The following is an 18417-nucleotide window of genomic DNA, read 5'->3' as shown; positions in this document are numbered from 1 at the left end:
TGACAGGGACGTCTTCAGCGTGCCCCTCAACTGAAAAGGCCGACGCATGCAGCCAATCTCCATGCTCAAGAACATAGATACCTCGAGCGACTCGTTCTCGCATTGCTCGATGACCGCATGACGTGATGCGGAATGAGATCGTTGCCGGCAAGATGAGTGTGATTGATTACAGAGTGAGCTCTCATCGCCCATCTTTTATGACGGCATAGGAACTTCTAATTACCTTTTTAGGCGAGGAGTTTTTATCACTTGGCAACTGCTTGACGAAAAGGGGTTGTCAGAAAATGAATGTCCACGCTGGAGAAATTCCAAACCAACTTCTGCGATTGCAAAAGATGCATAATGGCCAGAAGGTCGAGCCGACGTTTTCGTCGCGGGAAATGAGCCGCCGTCAGAATGCGATGCGCCGTATTCTGGAAGAACTGAAGCTCGATGCCGCGGTACTGACGTCTTATCATAACGTCTGTTATTTTTCAGATTTCATGTATTGCTACTTCGGCCGTAAATACGCCTTTGTGATTACGGATCAGAACGCGACCACGGTAAGCGCCGGGATCGATGCGGGGCAGCCCTACCGTCGTACGTTCGGAGATAATCTCACCTACACCGACTGGCAGCGCGACAACTACTATCATGCGCTTCAGCAACTCCTTCCCGGCGTCAGACGCATAGGAATAGAGTTCGATCATGTTACCATAGACCTCAGAGTTCAGTTGCAGGCAGCTTTCCCCAATGTTGAACTCGTCGATGTTGGCGCACCAACCATGTGGCTCCGAACGATCAAGTCCGAGGAAGAGATAGCTTTGATCAAGGCTGGAGCAGCCACAGCCGATATCGGCGGTGCAGCCGTCGTCGCCGCAGTCAGGGAGGGCGTACCGGAATATGAGGTCGCCCTCGAAGGCACACAGGCAATGGTGCGGCATATCGCAAAAACCTTTACGCATGCCGAACTGATGGATACTTGGGTGTGGTTCCAGTCCGGCATCAACACGGATGGCGCCCATAACCCGGTCACATCCAGAAAAGTGGAAAAAGGTGACATCCTGTCGCTCAACTGCTTCCCGATGATCGCCGGTTATTACACTGCGCTGGAACGCACATTGTTCTTCGACCACGCCTCGGATGCCCATCTGCGCATATGGGAAGTGAACTGCAGAGTCCATCGGCGCGGTCTGGAGCTTCTGAAACCCGGTGCGCGCTGCGGCGATGTTGCCACTGAACTCAACGAGATCTACAAAGAAGAAGGCCTGTTGGGCTATCGCTCATTTGGTTACGGCCACTCATTCGGCGTGCTGTCTCATTATTATGGCCGTGAAGCCGGTGTCGAACTTCGCGAAGACATCAATACGGTCCTGCAACCGGGCATGGTCGTATCGATGGAGCCGATGCTAACCCTGCCCGAAGGTTTGCCGGGTGCAGGCGGCTATCGAGAGCATGACATCCTTGTCATCGGAGAAACTGGCGCGGAAAACATCACCGGCTTCCCCTTCGGCCCTGAGCACAATATCATCAAGGCCTGATCTTGATCAGACATCTCGTGAAGCGGGCTTGTTTACAGGCCCGCTGTTGCATTTTCAGGTGATCGAAATGAGAAACATCCCGACCGATCTTCTGCGTACGTTCCTCGCGGTCATCGACCTCAAGAGCCATACACGCGCCGCCGAGCAGCTTGGCCGCACGCAACCTGCAATCAGTCTTCAAATGAAGAAGCTGCAGGAACTGCTGGATGTCAGCCTGTTCGTGAAAGATGCACCGACCCAACCCACCGAATCGGGTGAACTCGTCGCCACCTACGCGAGGCAGATGATTGCGCTCAACGACGAAATGGTGCTTCGTCTCTCGAAACGAGAGGGAAAGGGAAAAATCCGGCTTGGTATTCCCAATGATTACGCCGATCATTTTTTACCAAGACTTATCCCCCGGTTGAAAGAGAGCGGTCACGACTTCACCTTCGAAGTGGTTTGCGACCTCTCGCACAACCTTCTTCAAGGGTTGCGAAATGGCGTTTTCGACATTGTCGTGGCGATGACACCGGACGGACCCGCCGAAGGTGCATTCATGACATGGAAGGAACCACTGACCTGGGTGGGTGACGTAAACGACGCTCTGGCCACGAAACATGGCGAACAGATGCGCATTGTCTGTTATCCAGAGGGCTGCCTTTATCGTCGCGCGATGCTGACCGCCCTGCAACGAGAGGGGCGAGGTTATGAACTGGTGTACACCAGTCCAAGTCTTGCGGGTCTGGAGGCGGCGGTCGGCTCTGGGTTTGGAAATTCGGTTCTGGCTCGACGCATCGTTCCGACGAAACTGAAGATGCCGGACGCCGACCTCAATCTCCCTCGGCTAGCGGACGTGGTCGTCGGTATTTATCTGAGCGCAGACAAGAGGCGCTCGCCGGTGGCTGAAAGCTTCGCTGCCTATTTCGCCGACGCCTTTCTCGCTGAATGACCGCTTATACTACCTTGATGTCCGCCGCCTGCTGGATATGCTGATCAGTAGGAAGAGGCTTATCGAGCAGATTGTCAGCAGACTAGCAGCGGCCATTATGGTCGGATTGATCTGGTCCCGTATTCCTGAGAACATCTGAACCGGAAGAGTTCGCTGCTCCGCGCCCGTCATGAAAAGTGCAACAATCACCTCATCGAAAGACACCGCGAAGGCCAAGAGCGCGCCTGAGAGTACCCCTGGCAGGATCAGTGGGAGCGTTATATTGCGGAATACCGAAACTGGCCCAGCGCCGAGGCTTGCTCCAGCACGCGACAGATTGGTGTCGTAGGTGGAGAGAGACGACATCACGGTAATTACCACGAATGGCACGGCCATACCGACATGCGCCATGACCAGCCCCGTGCGTGTGTTCGTGAGCCCGAGAAAACCGAAAAACAGATAGGCTCCGACTGCGACGATGACCACCGGCATAATCATCGGTGAGACAATCAGGGCCATGACCAATTTTCGCATGGGAAAGTTCGGGCGCGATAGGCCAAGAGCCGCGGCAGTTCCAAGCAGGGTGGCGATGGTGGTGCTTGCAGTCGCCGTGACGAGACTGTTCCAGAGACTTTGCGTCCACCTGCTATTCTGGAAGAAATCCGAGTACCAGCGAAGCGAAAACTCTTTGATGGGAAAGGTGAAGAACGGATCCTTCGAGACGGACAGCGGAAAGATGACGAGCAGCGGTCCGATAAGAAACAGAAGCACCGCACAGGCGAGGAGAAATACAAGAATTCTGGCCGCGCGTTCGGCAGGTGTTGCGTAGACAGGAAGCCACATGGTCTCACCCCAGCTTTATTCGTTCAGCGCCCACTAGACGCAGGAAAAGAAGATAGATCGATAGCGTCATGACCAGAAGCAGTAAGGCCAAAGCCGCCGCCATGCCCCAATTGAGGTCGCGGTTTATATAGGTCGCGATGAAGTTGGAAAGCATCTGGTCCCTCGGCCCGCCAACAAGCGCTGGCGTGATGTAATATCCCAGCGACAGGATGAAGGTCATAAGACACCCGGCAGCTACGCCTGGAAGGGTCTGCGGCACGTAGATACGCCAGAATGCGGAAAGCGCCGGGGCTCCCAGAGAGCGTGCCGCACGCATTTGCGCCTGCGGGATGGTTTTCATCACAGCGAGGATCGGCAGTATGGTGAAGGGAAGCTGGATATGCGTCATCGCAGTCACGGTTCCGAACCGCGTCAACATCAACTGGAGTTTGTCGGTCGTGATGTGCAGCCCGGTCAATATCTGATTGATGACACCATCCGTTTGCAGAAGAACGACCCATGCCGTCGTGCGGACCAGCAAAGACGTCCACAACGGCAGCAATATCAGAAGCGTCATGAAGGCAGCCAGCCGTGCGGGAGCGACAGATACGATGTAGGCTGTGGGAAAGCCAAGCATCAACGTCGCCGCAGTGACGAGTGCTGCAATCCATAGGGTACGACCGAGGATGTCGAGAAAAACAGCCTGCTCTGCCGGTACAGCCGCAAGTGCATTTGCATCATCAAGCCGCATGTCAATCGCCGTAAGCAGATAATAGGGCGTCAGCGAATGGCCGTTGCGCTGGATAATCCGCCAGGTCTCAGGCTCGCCCCATGCCGCATCCAAAGCCACAACCTGTGGCGCAATAGGGCCGGGTTTGAGCTGGTCGACCTTCCGCACCAGAGACATAATCCGGCTTCGCATGCCCGCGTTTTCATAATTCAACCTCTTGCCCAGCGAGGCGGCGGTACTTTCCTTCTTTGCTTTGGTGAGGTCATCAATGAGGGCAGCGAAGGCGTTCTCTGCGGGCACTGAATGGCCGTCCCAATCCGAAAGGCTTGTGATCGTTTTGGGCAGAGTTTCCACGACCTCCGGATTATTCAACGAGGAAAAGAGAAAAAGGCCGATCGGCAATGCAAAAGTAAGAGACAGAAACAGAATTGCGGGTAGCGCCAACGCGAAGGCACGCAATTTCATCGGCCTCTCTGATCGCATTAAAGAAACGCGGAGGAGGTTTGTGGAAACCGGGTTCAAAGCATTCTCGCTCATTGGGTCAAAATCCGGCAATCTGTTGCGTCACATCTCAACCGCACCAGCGTCCCAGGAGCGAGACCCAGACCAACGCTCTTGGCGGGCACCGAAGCTACAATCTGCTCGTCTCCGAACACTTTCACGCTCAACCGCGCTCGATCGCCTAGAAATATGCTGTCTAGCACCGTGCCTTCGATGAGGTTGCTTACCTGTAAATCAGACGAATGGAAGCCGAGAGACTCCGGCCTAATCGACACCGTGACCGGCTGCCCAACTTTCACATCGTTGCCCGCGCCTTTCAGCACTGCTCCATCGGCCATCTGAAGCACAGACATGCCGTTCTCAATGGCCAGAACGGTACAAGGCAGCGTGTTGTTGTCGCCGATAAAGTTTGCGACGAACCGGTTTTCCGGGGAATTATATAGGGAAACAGGGTCGGATAGTTGCTGGATACGCCCTTCGTGGAAGATGGCGATGCGGTCCGACATGGTCAGAGCTTCCGACTGGTCATGAGTCACATAAACCATCGTGATACCGAGCCGTTTCTGGATTTGTTTGATCTCGATTTGCATATGCTCACGCAACTGCTTGTCTAGAGCCCCCAAAGGCTCATCCATGAGGATGAGCTTTGGATTAAAGACCATCGCCCGGGCCAGCGCGACGCGTTGTTGCTGTCCGCCAGACAGTTGTTGCGGCTTCCGCTCGGATAGACCGTCGAGCTTAACCATATCGAGCGCAGCTTTTACACGGGCAGAAGCATCCGCACCGCGAATACCCCTGTAACGCAGTGGAAAGGCGATGTTGTCGTGCACGGTCATATGCGGGAAAAGCGCGTAATTCTGGAATACGAAACCGATGTTTCGTTTCTCCGGCGGCAATCTTTCGACCGCCTGCCCACCCAGCCTGATATGTCCACTCGTCGGCTGCTCGAAGCCGCCGAGCATCATCAATGTCGTGGTCTTTCCCGAACCCGATGGACCGAGCATCGTCAAAAACTCTCCCTGCCTGACGGTCAGGTTGAGATCCCTAACGACGAGCGCTTCTCCGTCATAGGTTTTCTGAACATTTTCGAAGGTAACCATTGCGGGGCTTGCGTCCAGTCCGAGTGGCCCCTTTTCGAGCCACTCGTCTTTTTTCCCAATCATGTCCATGGATGACACCGCCATGTCAGTTCGAAAGCCAGGTCGTGAAGCGCTTGCGAATTTCATCGCCATGGTCTGCCCAGAAAGCATTATCAAGAGTGAGAGAAGCACGAAGGTTTTCGGGACTGGTCGGCAAATCCTTGGCATTTGCTGGATCTACAAATTCCGACGCACTTTTCCGAACTGGTCCATAGGGAATGTATTTCGTGGTCTGCGCGAGGATTTTCGGCTCCACCGCGAAACGGATGAAATTAATCGAAGCCTCAATGTCTTTCGCACCCTTGGGGATTGCCCAGAAATCGGTGTCCAGTATCTGGTTGTCCCAGACGATACCGAACTTGCGGCCTTCCTTATTGGCGTTAAAAATACGACCGTTCCAGGCCGTCGTCATGGAAACTTCGCCGGACGCCAGCAACTGAGGTGCCTGCGCGCCAGCCTCCCACCAGACGATCTGGCTCTTGATAGTATCGAGCTTGGCAAAGGCCTGATCAACGCCTTCGGGCGTAGCAAGCTTTGCGTAAACATCACCCGGCGCAACGCCGTCCGCCAACAGGGCGAACTCCAGATTGGTGGCAGGGTTTTTCCAAAGACCACGCTTGCCGGGGAAGGTCTTGAGATCGAACAGATCAGCAAGCTTCGTTGGAGCGTCCTTCAGCTTTTCAGAGTCGTATGAGAGTACCGTCGCATAGACAACAGTCCCAACGCCACAGTCCGACGAGGTTCCATCGATCCAATCGCTGCGGTCGCCGATCTTGTCCCACGGCACGGGCTCGAAAATGCCCTCATCGCACCCCTGAAGCAGGGTTGGAGCATCAACATCGATGACATCGAGGGTCGTGTTGCCGGAATCGATCATCGCCTTGATCTTGGCAATCTCACCGCCGTATTCCTGTTCAGATATCGGCCTTCCGGTCTCTGCGATGTAGCTCTGGAAAACCGCCTTCCGCTGAGCCTCCTGATAAGAACCGCCGAAGCTCATCACCGACAGTGGTTCCGCGCCGAATGCGAGCGTTGCTGATACGATCTGCACGGCGAACACCGTCACCGTAAAAAATGCCTTGTTCATCATGACCTCTCTGGAGATATTTTCACTGTTTGGCCCGTCTTTGCGCGGGTCTGAGATTGAAGGTATTGCGAGCTATGTTGCAGTGCAAATAAATTGCAGTCATTACCGCATGAGGGCAGCTTATGAGGATGGACGCTTCGCAAATGCGCGGCCTATCGTGTTGAGCAATAACTGAGCAGCGAGAATAGCCGTCGAACCGGTATGGTCGTAGTCGGGCGCGACCTCGACCAGATCGATACCGACAATCGTTCCCCGGCTCGCCAGACCAGCAATGATTTCCAGCACCTCATAATAGATGAAACCACCGTGGCTCGGCGTGCCGGTTCCGGGCGCGATAGATGGATCAAACCCGTCGATATCGATCGTGAGATAATATCGCTTCCCTTCAGGGATGCGCTGGAGCACAGCTTCAACACCAAGCTTTCTGATCTGCCGAACCGAGAGAATGTCTGAGCCTACCGAGCGTGCATGCTCGTAACCCTCTTTCGCTGTGGACGAGACGTTTCGAATACCGAGTTGCGTCATTCCACTGACCCAAGCCTTTTCCGAGGCTCTGCGCATCGGGCTTCCATGACCGAAGCGCACGCCATGCCTCTCATCGACAAAATCCAAATGAGCGTCGATTTGAACGACATGGATATCGTCCTGATCTGAGAAGGCATTGATGCAGGGAATATTAACAGAATGATCACCGCCCAGCACGACGGGAAGAGCCCCGGCAGCTAAAATTTTACGCACAGCGAGTTCGATGTTTGCGTGGCTTCGCCCGGTGTCCGTATGCACAATATCGGCATCTCCTATGTCGACGATGCGAACACCTTCGAGATAGGTACAATCATCTTCGTGATCATAAGCGCCAGAGTGACCGAAGGAAAAAAGCGTGGAAGCCTCTCTTATGCCACGCGGCCCAAAACGGGCACCTGCCCGCCACTGCGTGCCAAAGTCGAATGGCGCGCCCAATACCGCAACATCGGCGTCAATAGCATCCCAGTCAGCGACATAGGGGCTTTTCGCAAAAGTGGAAATGCCCACGAATGGTAAATCCAGCCTTCCCTTCTCGTAACCGTGTTCGCTCATCTCAATCCTTTTTTGAAAATCTGTCCCCGCACTTTCGCAGCACGACGGTTTGCGAAACGATGAGAACATGGACAGCATTCCAGAAAAATAAGAGAGTGCTGCAGTTTACATCAGAAATGTTGATATGAGGAAGTGACGTGCAGATTGGCCAATCAGACTTGCGATCGCTCGCGGTATTTCGTTCCGTCGTAGAGCATGGAAGCTTTGCAGGTGCGCAAATTTCACTCGGGCTTAGTCAATCCGCCGTCAGCTTTCACATCAAAGCTCTCGAAGATCGTTTTGGCTTTGCTCTTTGCCGCCGAGGCCGCTCCGGCTTTGAGCTCACGGACCGTGGATCCGTCGTCTACGAACGATCAAAAGCACTATATCTCGCACTCAATTCTTTTGAGAGCGATATTGGAAAATTGAAAAACAAGATTACTGGAACGCTTCGGCTCGGCCTGATCGATAATACAGTCACCGATCACGAACTCCCTTTGCCCAAGGTGATCGCAAGGATCGGTAAGAAAGCCCCCGAAGCAAGGATCGAGATCACGGTCGGTCATCCGGAAGCGTTGCTAACAGAGATTGCCGTTGGAGGTCTGGATCTAGCAATACTACCATATGCTCAACCGTTTCGCGGGATCAAGACGACGCCGTTCAAGGAAGAATTGCATGTCCTTTATTGCGCAGAAGGTCATGCCCTGTTTCAGTTCGCTCCTGAGGATGTGACGCAAGACCTCGTTGAGACATTCGATTTTGTTGTTAGACCTTACGCAAATCGCCAAGAACTCGAATTTTTTCCAAACGCAAAAACGAAAGCCTTCGCCTCCAATATGGAAGCACAAGCCATGTTTATCATGTCAGGCTGTTTCCTTGGGTACCTCCCAGAACATTACGCGCGGCAATGGGTGAATGCGTCGGAACTCAAGCCCATTTTGGCCGCAACTACGGCATTGAAGTCACCATTTGTCATTGCAACGCGGCAGGAAGAAAAATCATCGAATATCATGGACCTTTTCATGCAAGAACTTGCAGGCCTTGCATCGGAAGCCCTTCATAAACGCACGGCCAGCCGCATCGTCTCACCTTGAGTTTCTTTGCGAATGGAAAGTCAAAAGCTTCCGCCACTAATTACAAGATTAGGAGATGAAATTTGACGAGTGAGTGGATGTCAACGGCGGAGTAAAATCCTGCCATGCTCAAGGGCTATTTCGACCGGGTCTGGCTACCCGGTGTGTCGTTTGATCTAGTAGACGGCAAGCTGACGCCCACGCTCCGCCACATCAGAAAGCTCGCCGCCGTCATGACCTATGGCGCGACCCCGATCCGCGCCTTCCTCGCCGGCAATCCGCCGAAGAAGATCGTCAAGCGCGTCATCCGCGCCCAGATCAAGCTCGGCGCGCCGGTCAAGTATCTGGCTCACTACGACATGAACAACTGCACGGAAGAAACCCGCGCCGCCTTCATGGCCAAGGTCCGCCGCGAGATGGAAAATTTCTGAAGTGTGAGCCGGCGGTCAGACGACCTTGGCCGCCGTCACCTCGACTTCGACCAGGAATTCCGGCCGCGTGAAGCCGCCAACGACGAGCAAGGTCGAGACCGGTTTCGGGTCGAGCGTGTAGCGATCACGCACCGCCATATAGTCAGGAAAATCCTCCCGCCGCGTCACGAAGCCGGAGATCCGGATCACATCCGCGAATGTCATGTCGGCCTCTTCAAGGATCGACTTGATCGCCTCGAAGCACAGCTCGGCCTGACCGGTGACATCAGACGGGATCGTGTCATCGGGGCGGATGCCGAGCTGGCCGGACGTAACGAGCAGGCTCGCACCCGGCGGCACCAGCAGACCGTGATTGTAATGCCCGAAAGGACGGCGGACGGAGGGGGGATTGAAGACCTTTTTCATGGCCTTGAGCCTAGCGCGGCGAGGACCTCGGCGAAAGGAAAAAGGGTGCTTCCGCACCCCTTTTGACCTCACAAATCCGGGCCTGCCGGCTAACGAATACGCCGCCCCGAGGCATCGAAGAGAAAACTGGTCTTGGCAGAAATCCCCACCGCGATTTCGTCGCCGTAGCGCCCCCCATGGCGGCGCTCTTCCTGCTCGATGATGATCTGCTCGCCGGGCACCGTATGAGCGTAAACATAGCTCGTGTTGCCGAGATGTTCGACGACATCGACATGTGCCGTCAGCTGCGTATCGCCACTGCCTGCGGGCAGGAAATGCTCGGGGCGCACGCCGACCGTCACGGCATCGCCGCCCTGTGGCGGGGTCGCGCAGGCAACCGTCAGCTGCGTATCCGGCCGCGCCTTGAGCGCAACCGTCACCTGTCCACCCTCTGCCTGGCCGATCACCACCGCTGGCAGAAAGTTCATCCGAGGCGAGCCGATGAAGCCAGCAACAAACATGTTGTCGGGATCGTCGTAGAGTGCCAGCGGCGCACCGACCTGCTCGACAATCCCACCGCGCATGACAACGATCTTGTCGGCCAGCGTCATCGCCTCGACCTGGTCATGCGTGACATAGACGATTGTGGCATTGAGCTCCTTGTGCAGCCGGGCGATCTCGACGCGCATATGCACGCGCAGCTCCGCGTCGAGGTTGGATAGCGGCTCGTCGAACAGGAAAACATCCGGCTGACGCACGATCGCCCGACCGATCGCAACGCGCTGGCGCTGACCGCCGGAGAGCGCCTTGGGCTTACGATCCATCAGCGCGTCGAGTTCGAGGATCTTCGCGGCCGCGTTCACCCGTGGCTCGATCTCGTCCTTCGCCATGCCCGCAAAGCGCAGCGCAAAGCCCATGTTTTCGCGTACCGTCATATGCGGGTAGAGCGCATAGGTCTGGAAGACCATGGCGATCCCCCGCTTCGAGGGGTCGACATCGTTCATCACGGTGCCGCCGATGGTCAGTTCACCGGAGGAGATGTCCTCCAGCCCCGCGATCATCCGGAGCAGCGTGGACTTGCCGCAGCCGGAGGGACCGACGAAGACGACGAACTCGCCTGAGGAAACCTCGAGATTAACCCCTTTGATGACTTCGAGCGAGCCGTAGGACTTGCGGATATCGGTGAGCCGGACCTCTGCCATAGAACCCTCTCTCAGGTGACGTTGAACGTGATGCGCTGGGTCCCGAAGGGACGGCAAGTCGCCGACAGCGTCAAGTGACCGGCTTCGTTTCCGGCTTCGACATAGACCCCGACGGCGCCACCCTTGAAGGAGAGAAGCGAGGGGCCGACGATACGGCCCGGGCCTTGCAAGCTGACCTCGACCGGATCATCAAAGAAGCTCAGGACATTGCCGCCCTGATCGAGCGCACGCAGGATCACGCGAACCGTGTCCTTCTCGCCAGCCCTGAGCTCTGTATCATCGGCCGCAATCTCGAGTGTCGTCGGCAGCGGATCGGCCGGCAGATGACGGCGAACCACTTCCTCGCCATTTATAAAGCCAACGAGTTCGCCATCCCGCCAGGTCATGCCCCATTCGCCGAATTCCTCCGGCGTCACCATACTGTGGTCGAGAATGCAAGGTGGATGCGGCAGATGCGGATAGGTCTTGGTATCGGGTTCGATCCGCTTGACGATATGGCCCATGCGGATCTCGACATAGTCGCAATTGGTCAGCACGATCAGCGGCAGCACCCCGCCGATATTGCGCTCGCCACGCGCCCAGAAGCTCACCGGCTGCATGACCACGCCACCCTTAGGATCGCCCTGTGAGGCATAGGCGTAACCGGCGAATTTCGGCTCGCGATACATGTCGGTGACGCCGTGATAGCAGATGCGATCCCCGGAGCCGAAATCCTTGTGGGTGTTGTAGTCGAACATGCACCAGCCGGTGGAGCCCGAGATCGACGGGTCGCCGGCGGCCGCATTCAGGATCGCCAGGTGACGGCCGACATGTTCCGCCTGCCGCTGCTCCTGATCGAAGCGTTTGGTCGGATACATGTGCCCGCCATATTCGGTGATCATATAGGGCACCTTGCGATCAAGCCCGGTCACTTCGCGCTGGTCGCGCAGCACCAGGCGCTCGCGATTATGGCCCGGCAGTTCCTCCATGCCGAGAATGAAGTCATTCATCGTGTAGACGTCTTCGAGCAGCTCGCTGTCGGTGATGTAGCGCACGCCGCCTGTCTGGCGGGTGGTGTCGAGCGAGCGAGCCATGGCATTCGTCTCGACATAGAAGTCGTGACTGTCCTGGCTCTCGTTGATGCGCACGCCCCAGATAATGATCGAGGGGTGGTTCCAGTCACGCTCGATCATCCGGCGCACGTTCTGAACGCTCTCCGCCTTCCAGGCATCACCGCCGATATGCTGCCAGCCGGGGATCTCTTCGAAGACCAGCAGGCCGATCTCGTCGCAACGATCGAGGAAGTATTTCGACTGCGGGTAGTGGGAGGTGCGGGCGATGTTGCCGGCGAGATCGAATTTCAGGATATCGGCATCCTTCTCCTGACCGCGCCGGCCCATGGCGTAACCCAGATGCGGCCAGGCCTGGTGGCGGTTGAGGCCACGCAGCTTGACGACGCGTCCATTCAGCTTGAAGCCCTCGATCGTGTATTCGGCAGAACGGAAGCCGAAACGGCTCGTCGTCTCATCGATACCGGCAGCGGTCTCCAGCATAACGGTCAGACGGTAGAGTGCCGGATTGTCGATATCCCAGAGCGTGATGCCCTGAAGTCCGGAAAGGCTAAGCAAAACCTCTGCGCCCGATACGGTCGCCTCGGTCCGCGCGATCTCCTGACCTGCACCATCTTTCAGAACAGCCGTGACCTTGCCGGAAAGCGCCTGATCCGTCGGATTGGAAATCCAGACCTTCGCCGTCACCTGCTTGGCTTCGGCCAGAACATCCGGCGTCTCGATCTTGACGTTCTTGATCGAAACCGGCGCGGTCACCTTCAGCCAGACGTCACGATAGATGCCGGCATAGGTGAGATAGTCGATGACGCCACCGAACGGCGGGATCTCTGGGTTTTCCGAACCGTCGATCTTGACCGTCAGCAGGTTGTCGCCGGCCTTCAAGTGCGGCGTGAGCCGGGCCTCGAACGGCGTATAGCCATCCTTGTGCGCGGTGATCTCAATACCGTTCAGATAGACCACACTGTCGGCCATGGCAGCATCGAAAACCAGCGAGACTTCTTTGCCCTCGAAACGCGGCTCCCAGGCAATCACCTTCTGGTAGGTAAAAGCCTTCTGATAGCTCTTCTCGTCGAAATAGTTGTAGGGCAGCTCGACCGCCGTATGGGGAAGCTGGACCGTCTCGCCCGGCTGCGAAGCCGAGGCGAAAGCCGGCTCAAATCCGGCGCGAAAGATCCAGTCCCGGTTGAAGTTTTCGATAATGCGCATTTCAAAGTCCTATTTCACGGAGCCGAGCATGCCCTGCACGAACTGGCGTTGCATGGCGAAGAAGACGAGGAGAGTGGGAAGGGTGGCGAGGATTGTGCCGATCATCACGGTGCCGTATTCGGGCGAATAAGCAGAGGCGAGCGAGGACACAACGAGCGTGATCGTCTTCGTGTCATTCGACTGCAGCACGATCAGCGGCCAGAGATAATTGTTCCAGTTCAGCATGAAGACGATGACGAAGGCCGCCGCATAGGTGGAGCGCATCACCGGCACGTAGATGTAGAAGAAGATCTGCCACTCCTTCAGCCCATCCACCTTGGCCGCATCGCGAAGCTCGGTCGGGAAGGCCTTCGAGGCCTGGCGGAAATAGAAGATGATGAAGGCAGACGCGATCATCGGCAGCATGATGGCGATATGCGTGTTGAGCAGCCCCGCCTGCCCCATGAGCATGAAGAGCGGGATCATCAGCGCCGCAAACGGCACCATCAGCGTCAAGAGGATAACGGTATAGACCCGCTCGCGGAGCTTCGAGCGGAACATCTCGAAGCCATAACCGGCAAGCGAGGAGACGAGCAGCGTCAGCGCCGTTCCCACGAGCGCGATCTTCACCGAATTCCAGAACACCAGCGGCACATCCACCTGCGCGAAGAAGGACGCGATGTTGTCGAAGAGTGCCGTACCGAAGGTAACCTTCCCGCGGATGATCTGGCTTGTCGTATTGGTCGTCCCGATCACCATCCAGATGAAGGGGAAGATCGAGAGAAAGGCGGCAAGCGACAACACGCTATACTGCACGATGTCAGGCAGGCGGCGACGAAGCGTGGTCATCATTTGCGTTCCCTCGCGGCATAGAATTGCAGGAAGGAGAGAACCGCCACCATCAGCACGATCACGTAGGAGACGGTCGCCGCATAGCCGAAACTCGGCATGAAGCGGAAGGTAAGATTGTAGATGTAAAGCGACAACGTCAGCGTCGAATTGGCCGGACCGCCCGTGCCCTCGGTGAAGTTATAGACCTCGTCGAACAGCTGCAGCGTGCCGATCGTCGAGGTGATCGTTGTGAACAGGATCACCGGATTCAGCATCGGAATGGTCAGGAAGGCGAAGCGCCCCCAGGACGGCACGCCGTCGATCTTGGCTGCCTCATAGATCGACCGGTCGATGTTCTGAAGCGCCGCCAGATAGAAGATCATGTTGTAGCCTGTCCAGCGCCAGGTGATGGCGATGATGATCAGGACCTTAGCCCAGAAGGGGTCCGTCAGCCAGCCGATCGGCTCGCCGATGATGCCGATCGCCAGCAGCGTGTTGTTCACCACGCCGTCGAGCGAGAACATGCTCTTGAACAGGATGGAATAGGCGACCAGCGACGAAACACAGGGCAGGAAGATCATTGTCCGGAAGAGGCCGGAATAGCGCAGCTTCGGATTGTTCAGCATGGCCGCCAGGATCAGCGCCATGGTGATCATGATCGGCACCTGCACGACGAAGAAGATGACCGTGTTTTGCAGCGCCTGCCAGAAGACCGGGTCGTTCCACAGACGCACGAGGTTTCCCGTGCCGGAAAACTTCAGCATCATGCCGCGACCGGTATAGAGCGACAGGACAAGCGACCGCAGGATCGGGTAGAGCATGAAGACGGAAATCAGCGCGATCGCGGGCGCCACGAACAGCCATCCGTTGACGTCGTAATAGCGCTTCAAGCTGGATCTGGATGTGGTGGCCATGCGGTGTCCCCGAACCCGTTCAGTGGTCACTGAACATTTGTATGCGGAAGGGAAGCCGCGCGGCGTTTCCGCCGCACGTCTCCGGGAGGACAGGGACCAGACCCGAAGGCCGAGCCCCTGTGGGATGGGTTTACTGGATCTGGCCGGCAGCCTGATCTTCGATGGCCTTCAGGACCTCATCGACCGGCGTACCCTTGACCAGGGCCGGGAAGTTCGCCGCGACAGCCGTGTCGAGCTCGTTGGTGAAGATGCCGTAATTGACGGCCGGCACCTGGACGAGCCAGTCGGCAAAGTTCTGCCAGACGGTCTGGCCACCGAAGAAGTCATCGGGCTTCTGATAGGCTTCACCCGTGCGGGCGGCGAGCAGGGAGCCGACAGCGCCACGCTCGGTCAGGATCTTCTGATAGAAGTCGAGATCCTTGGCATAGATCTCGTTGAGGAAGTCGATGGCCTCGTCCTTTTCGGCGGAGGCTTCGAGCACATACCAGCTCGATCCGCCAAGGTTCGAGGCTGCCGTGGCCCCCTCGATATTGAGCTTCGGAATGGCCGTCAGCGCCCACTTGCCGGCCTGATCGGGCTGGGACTTGACCGTGCCGGTGATCCACACGCCCCTCAGAACGGAGGCCACATCGCCCGAGGTCAGTGCGCGGATGCCGTCGTTCGAACCGCTGGTCGGCTTGGCAACGCCCTCGTTGACGATCCGCGCCTGGGTTTCGAGCGCTGCCTTCAGCGCGGCATTGCCGGTGATGTTGAGGCTGCCGTCTTCGTTGAAATACCACTGACCGCCGGACTGCATCATGATGCGGATCAGACCGCCATCATTGGCATCGAGTGCCATCATCTCATGGCCGGTCTTGGCCTTCACTTCCTTGCCGATCTCGATGAACCGGTCCCAGGTGAGGTTCTGCATATCCTCAGGCTTGAAGCCAGCCTGCTCGAGATAGTCAGTGCGATAGTAGAGGCCGGTGACGCCGGAATCGAAGGGAACGCCATAGACCTGGCCTTCCAGCGTCATCAGGTCGACCTTGTATTTGGCAAAGCCGGAAAAGTCGATCTTGTCCGTGAGTGCCGCAAAGGAGCCGGGGAAGGACTGCAGATACTTCTGCGCGCCATAGTCTTCGATCAGCACGATATCCGGCAGCGTATCGGTCATGCCGGAAGCCAGACCTGTCTGCAGCTTTTGCTCGACATCGGCCTTGGCAAAGTCGACGATGTTGAAGGTCGTATCAGGATGCTTCGCGGTATAACGCTCAGCGGCTTCCTTCATGATCGCGACGTTGAAGTTCGGGTCCCAGCACCAGATGGTGACTTCGCCGGCAAAGGCCGCCGTGCTGCACAACAGTGCGGCAGCCGTCAGCGCAGCCGAAACGGAGCGCTTGAGCACGCGAGAATAATCCATGCGTTCCTCCCATTATGACGTTAACCGCGGCAGCCTCATCCCCTGCCTCATCGCCACTATTTCCGAAAATCGGAGGACAGTCAAGAAAATTTTTACTAAATATTTTGTGCATTGCGGTAAGTGTCTGGGATTCCGGAACCTCCCGTCGAAATCCTCTAGGACGCCGATGGCTTCTTTGCGCTCGCTCGCCAGACCATCTCCGTGGGCAAGGTCACATGCTTGGAGTAGTCCCGACCGTTCAGACGCTCGACGAGCAGGTCGACAGCCACTTCACCGATCAACTCACCAGGAATGCGCATGGTCGAAAGAGGCGGCGTCAGGAACTGCGCCACCGGAATATCATTGAAGGCAACAACTGCAATATCGCCCGGGATCGACAGTCCGGCCTCCTGGATCGCCCGATAGGTGCCGATCGCCATGTTGTCATTGGCCGCCACGATCGCATCGGGCCGCACCTCCAGCGCCAGCAGCGACTTGGCCTGCTGGTAGCCTGTCTCGAGCCGCAGATTCTGGCCGAAGCGCTCGCTCTGGCCCAGAGCCAGAAGCTCGGGCCGATAGCGCCCTCGCGCCTCGTGCCATTCGATGAAGGCCTTGCAGCGCTGCTCGCCATGCATCAGCGCATCATTGTCCATCAGTTCATAGCCTCCCACGAAGCCGATGCGCTGGTAGCCGGCGTTTTCCAGACTGTCGAGAATGGTAACGGTCGCCTCAAGGAGATCGGCGCGCACGCAATCAAATTGCGGCATGCGCGGATTGTAGTCGGCCATCACCAGATGCGGGCAGACCTTTGCCATGGCCTCGATCTCGGCCTTCGGATGATGCCCGACCACGATGGCTGCCGAGATGCCCGTAAGCATGGCGAGATCAACTGGAACATCCGGATTGAAAACGCGCGCGATCTCGATCTTGTATTCCCGACAGCGCGCCTCGATGCCGAGCCGTACGCCGACATAATAGGGGTCGACCAGTTCCTCATTGGGCGCCAGAAAATGGATGACCGCGATATTTGCCGCCACCTCGGCATGGCTTCCCATGGGGATCGAGAACGGCGACAACTGGGCACTCTTGCGTGCCCGCGGGGTCGCGTAGTTCAGCGCCTCCGCCGTCTCGATGATCGCCTGCCGCTTGCTTTCGGAAATGGACAGCGTCTCGTCGTAGTTCAGCACCCGCGACACCGTGCCCGACGACACGCCGACAGCCTTCGCGATTTCCTTGATCGTCACCACGGCGCCCGTCCTCCTCCACCTGCCTTCCCGGAAGAAAGTGGTAAACCTCCGGAAACTATTTACTAGGCCAGTCGCACCATGGATACAACCGCTTCCCCCCGGATGACAAGCATCTCTCGTTGCGCCAGGGTTGAGCACCTGAGTTGATCCGGGAAACGCTGTGAACCGCACCGGGTTTGCCGGAGGCTCCAACTTCTGAGAGAGTGGAGCCTATATGAGCAAGACAACGAACAAGTTTTCACCTGAAGTCCGCCAACGCGCCATCCGTATGGTGCTGGATCACGAGGCAGAGCACCCGTCGCGGTGGGCAGCCGTTTCATCTATTGCGGGCAAGATCGGTTGCTCGCCAGCCACGCTGCATGAATGGGTGAAGAAGACCGAGGTCGACAGCGGCAAACGAGCAGGCTTGCCGAGCGACGCGGCGGAGAAGATGAAGGCTCTGGAGCGGGAGAACCGCGAGCTTCGTCAGGCCAACGAGATTTTGCGCAAGGCGTCTGCTTATTTCGCGATGGCGGAGCTCGACCGCCCCTTCAAACGATGATCTCGTTCATTGACGAACACCGTAGTGTGTTCGGGGTCGAGCCGATCTGCAGGCTTTTGCCGATTGCCCCATCAACCTACTACGAGAACGTCGCCAAGCGCTTGGATGTGGACCGCCTGTCGGTTCGCGCCCGCAGCGATATCGGCCTGAAGATCGAGATACGCCGGGTGTTCAATGAGAACTTCCAGGTCTATGGTGCGCGCAAGGTCTGGCGGCAATTGCAGCGGGAGGGCTTTGACACCGCCCGCTGCACTGTTGCTCGGCTTATGAGGGCAATGGGGCTGCAGGGCATAATTCGTGGCAAGCCGATCCGCACGACGATCAGTGACAAGACCGGCCCATGCCCGCTCGACCGGGTGAACCGACACTTCTTCGCGCCTGCGCCGAACATGCTCTGGCTTTCTGATTTCACGTATG

At 57.1% G+C, this 18417-nt stretch carries 15 protein-coding genes, 2 pseudogenes and 1 other annotated feature; of the genes and pseudogenes, 5 read left to right on the top strand and 12 right to left on the bottom strand.

The window, feature by feature from the left end; translation table 11 throughout:
* The first annotated feature begins 305 nt into the window (after positions 1-305).
* Both N5D22_RS26840 and N5D22_RS26835 read left to right on the top strand, forming a co-directional pair.
* Positions 306-1520 (top strand): M24 family metallopeptidase, encoded by a 1215-nt coding sequence (locus tag N5D22_RS26840; protein WP_172873324.1) that lies wholly within the window; start codon positions 306-308, stop codon positions 1518-1520.
* A 67-nt stretch (positions 1521-1587) separates the two neighbouring features.
* Complete coding sequence (locus N5D22_RS26835) at positions 1588-2451, top strand: LysR family transcriptional regulator (RefSeq protein WP_172873222.1); 864 nt, start codon at positions 1588-1590, stop codon at positions 2449-2451.
* 9 nt (positions 2452-2460) lie between these two features.
* Here the strand turns inward: N5D22_RS26835 and N5D22_RS26830 are convergent, their stop codons facing one another.
* The 5 genes from N5D22_RS26830 to speB form a co-directional block, all read right to left on the bottom strand.
* Positions 2461-3273 (bottom strand): ABC transporter permease, encoded by an 813-nt coding sequence (locus tag N5D22_RS26830; protein ID WP_172873221.1) that lies wholly within the window; start codon positions 3271-3273, stop codon positions 2461-2463.
* A 4-nt stretch (positions 3274-3277) separates the two neighbouring features.
* Positions 3278-4519: an ABC transporter permease gene (locus N5D22_RS26825; RefSeq protein WP_172873220.1), complete on the bottom strand. Its 1242-nt coding sequence runs from the start codon at positions 4517-4519 to the stop codon at positions 3278-3280.
* Positions 4516-5652 (bottom strand): ABC transporter ATP-binding protein, encoded by a 1137-nt coding sequence (locus N5D22_RS26820; protein WP_172873219.1) that lies wholly within the window; start codon positions 5650-5652, stop codon positions 4516-4518. Before N5D22_RS26820 ends, N5D22_RS26825 begins: the two co-directional genes overlap by 4 nt.
* 16 nt (positions 5653-5668) lie before the next feature.
* Entirely contained in the window at positions 5669-6712 is a 1044-nt protein-coding gene (locus N5D22_RS26815) for an ABC transporter substrate-binding protein (RefSeq protein WP_052821262.1), read from the bottom strand.
* 117 nt (positions 6713-6829) lie between these two features.
* The gene (gene speB / locus N5D22_RS26810; protein WP_052821261.1) at positions 6830-7786 is read right to left on the bottom strand and encodes an agmatinase; all 957 of its coding nucleotides are present in this window, start codon (positions 7784-7786) and stop codon (positions 6830-6832) included.
* 137 nt (positions 7787-7923) lie between these two features.
* Here speB and N5D22_RS26805 point away from each other — a divergent pair, with 137 nt between their 5' ends.
* Both N5D22_RS26805 and N5D22_RS26800 read left to right on the top strand, forming a co-directional pair.
* Complete coding sequence (locus tag N5D22_RS26805) at positions 7924-8859, top strand: LysR family transcriptional regulator (protein WP_052821260.1); 936 nt, start codon at positions 7924-7926, stop codon at positions 8857-8859.
* 98 nt (positions 8860-8957) lie between these two features.
* Positions 8958-9269: pseudogene (locus tag N5D22_RS26800) on the top strand (flavodoxin family protein); the annotation flags it as partial.
* A 15-nt stretch (positions 9270-9284) separates the two neighbouring features.
* Here N5D22_RS26800 and N5D22_RS26795 read toward each other — a convergent pair.
* The 7 genes from N5D22_RS26795 to N5D22_RS26765 all read right to left on the bottom strand — a co-directional run bounded on the left by N5D22_RS26795 (position 9285) and on the right by N5D22_RS26765 (position 17459).
* A complete protein-coding gene (locus N5D22_RS26795; RefSeq protein WP_052821259.1) occupies positions 9285-9674 on the bottom strand; it encodes a RidA family protein in 390 nt (129 codons plus the stop codon).
* An 89-nt stretch (positions 9675-9763) separates the two neighbouring features.
* The gene (ugpC, locus tag N5D22_RS26790) at positions 9764-10855 is read right to left on the bottom strand and encodes a sn-glycerol-3-phosphate ABC transporter ATP-binding protein UgpC (RefSeq protein ID WP_052821258.1); all 1092 of its coding nucleotides are present in this window, start codon (positions 10853-10855) and stop codon (positions 9764-9766) included.
* A gap of 11 nt (positions 10856-10866) precedes the next feature.
* Positions 10867-13110 (bottom strand): glycoside hydrolase family 2 TIM barrel-domain containing protein, encoded by a 2244-nt coding sequence (locus N5D22_RS26785; protein WP_052821257.1) that lies wholly within the window; start codon positions 13108-13110, stop codon positions 10867-10869.
* A 9-nt stretch (positions 13111-13119) separates the two neighbouring features.
* The gene (locus tag N5D22_RS26780; protein ID WP_082179079.1) at positions 13120-13941 is read right to left on the bottom strand and encodes a carbohydrate ABC transporter permease; all 822 of its coding nucleotides are present in this window, start codon (positions 13939-13941) and stop codon (positions 13120-13122) included.
* Complete coding sequence (locus N5D22_RS26775; protein WP_052821256.1) at positions 13938-14834, bottom strand: sugar ABC transporter permease; 897 nt, start codon at positions 14832-14834, stop codon at positions 13938-13940. The genes N5D22_RS26780 and N5D22_RS26775 overlap by 4 nt, the downstream gene beginning before the upstream one ends.
* Before the next feature lie 130 nt (positions 14835-14964).
* Complete coding sequence (locus tag N5D22_RS26770) at positions 14965-16233, bottom strand: extracellular solute-binding protein (RefSeq protein ID WP_052821255.1); 1269 nt, start codon at positions 16231-16233, stop codon at positions 14965-14967.
* 155 nt (positions 16234-16388) lie between these two features.
* The gene (locus N5D22_RS26765; protein WP_052821254.1) at positions 16389-17459 is read right to left on the bottom strand and encodes a LacI family DNA-binding transcriptional regulator; all 1071 of its coding nucleotides are present in this window, start codon (positions 17457-17459) and stop codon (positions 16389-16391) included.
* A gap of 214 nt (positions 17460-17673) precedes the next feature.
* On the opposite strand from N5D22_RS26765, the pseudogene N5D22_RS26760 reads away from it, so the two are divergent.
* Positions 17674-18417, top strand: a pseudogene (locus N5D22_RS26760) (IS3 family transposase); the annotation flags it as partial.
* Positions 17955-18071, top strand: a sequence feature (AL1L pseudoknot). (Overlaps the previous pseudogene by 117 nt.)

The organism is Agrobacterium sp. GD03872, assembly GCF_029840625.1.
Lineage (GTDB): Bacteria > Pseudomonadota > Alphaproteobacteria > Rhizobiales > Rhizobiaceae > Agrobacterium > Agrobacterium fabrum_A.
The sequence above is the reverse complement of the archived record's forward strand: the minus strand, read 5'-3'. Positions and strand labels throughout refer to the sequence as shown.

Bases quoted from the DNA above. Each gene is read 5' to 3' on its own strand.
- N5D22_RS26835 (WP_172873222.1), top strand. From the start codon at position 1,588: ATGAGAAACATCCCGACCGATCTTCTGCGTACGTTCCTCGCGGTCATC.
- N5D22_RS26830 (WP_172873221.1), bottom strand. From the start codon at position 3,273: ATGTGGCTTCCTGTCTACGCAACACCTGCCGAACGCGCGGCCAGAATT.
- N5D22_RS26825 (WP_172873220.1), bottom strand. From the start codon at position 4,519: ATGAGCGAGAATGCTTTGAACCCGGTTTCCACAAACCTCCTCCGCGTT.
- N5D22_RS26820 (WP_172873219.1), bottom strand. From the start codon at position 5,652: ATGGACATGATTGGGAAAAAAGACGAGTGGCTCGAAAAGGGGCCACTC.
- N5D22_RS26815 (WP_052821262.1), bottom strand. From the start codon at position 6,712: ATGATGAACAAGGCATTTTTTACGGTGACGGTGTTCGCCGTGCAGATC.
- speB (WP_052821261.1), bottom strand. From the start codon at position 7,786: ATGAGCGAACACGGTTACGAGAAGGGAAGGCTGGATTTACCATTCGTG.
- N5D22_RS26795 (WP_052821259.1), bottom strand. From the start codon at position 9,674: ATGAAAAAGGTCTTCAATCCCCCCTCCGTCCGCCGTCCTTTCGGGCAT.
- ugpC (WP_052821258.1), bottom strand. From the start codon at position 10,855: ATGGCAGAGGTCCGGCTCACCGATATCCGCAAGTCCTACGGCTCGCTC.
- N5D22_RS26785 (WP_052821257.1), bottom strand. From the start codon at position 13,110: ATGCGCATTATCGAAAACTTCAACCGGGACTGGATCTTTCGCGCCGGA.
- N5D22_RS26780 (WP_082179079.1), bottom strand. From the start codon at position 13,941: ATGATGACCACGCTTCGTCGCCGCCTGCCTGACATCGTGCAGTATAGC.
- N5D22_RS26775 (WP_052821256.1), bottom strand. From the start codon at position 14,834: ATGGCCACCACATCCAGATCCAGCTTGAAGCGCTATTACGACGTCAAC.
- N5D22_RS26770 (WP_052821255.1), bottom strand. From the start codon at position 16,233: ATGGATTATTCTCGCGTGCTCAAGCGCTCCGTTTCGGCTGCGCTGACG.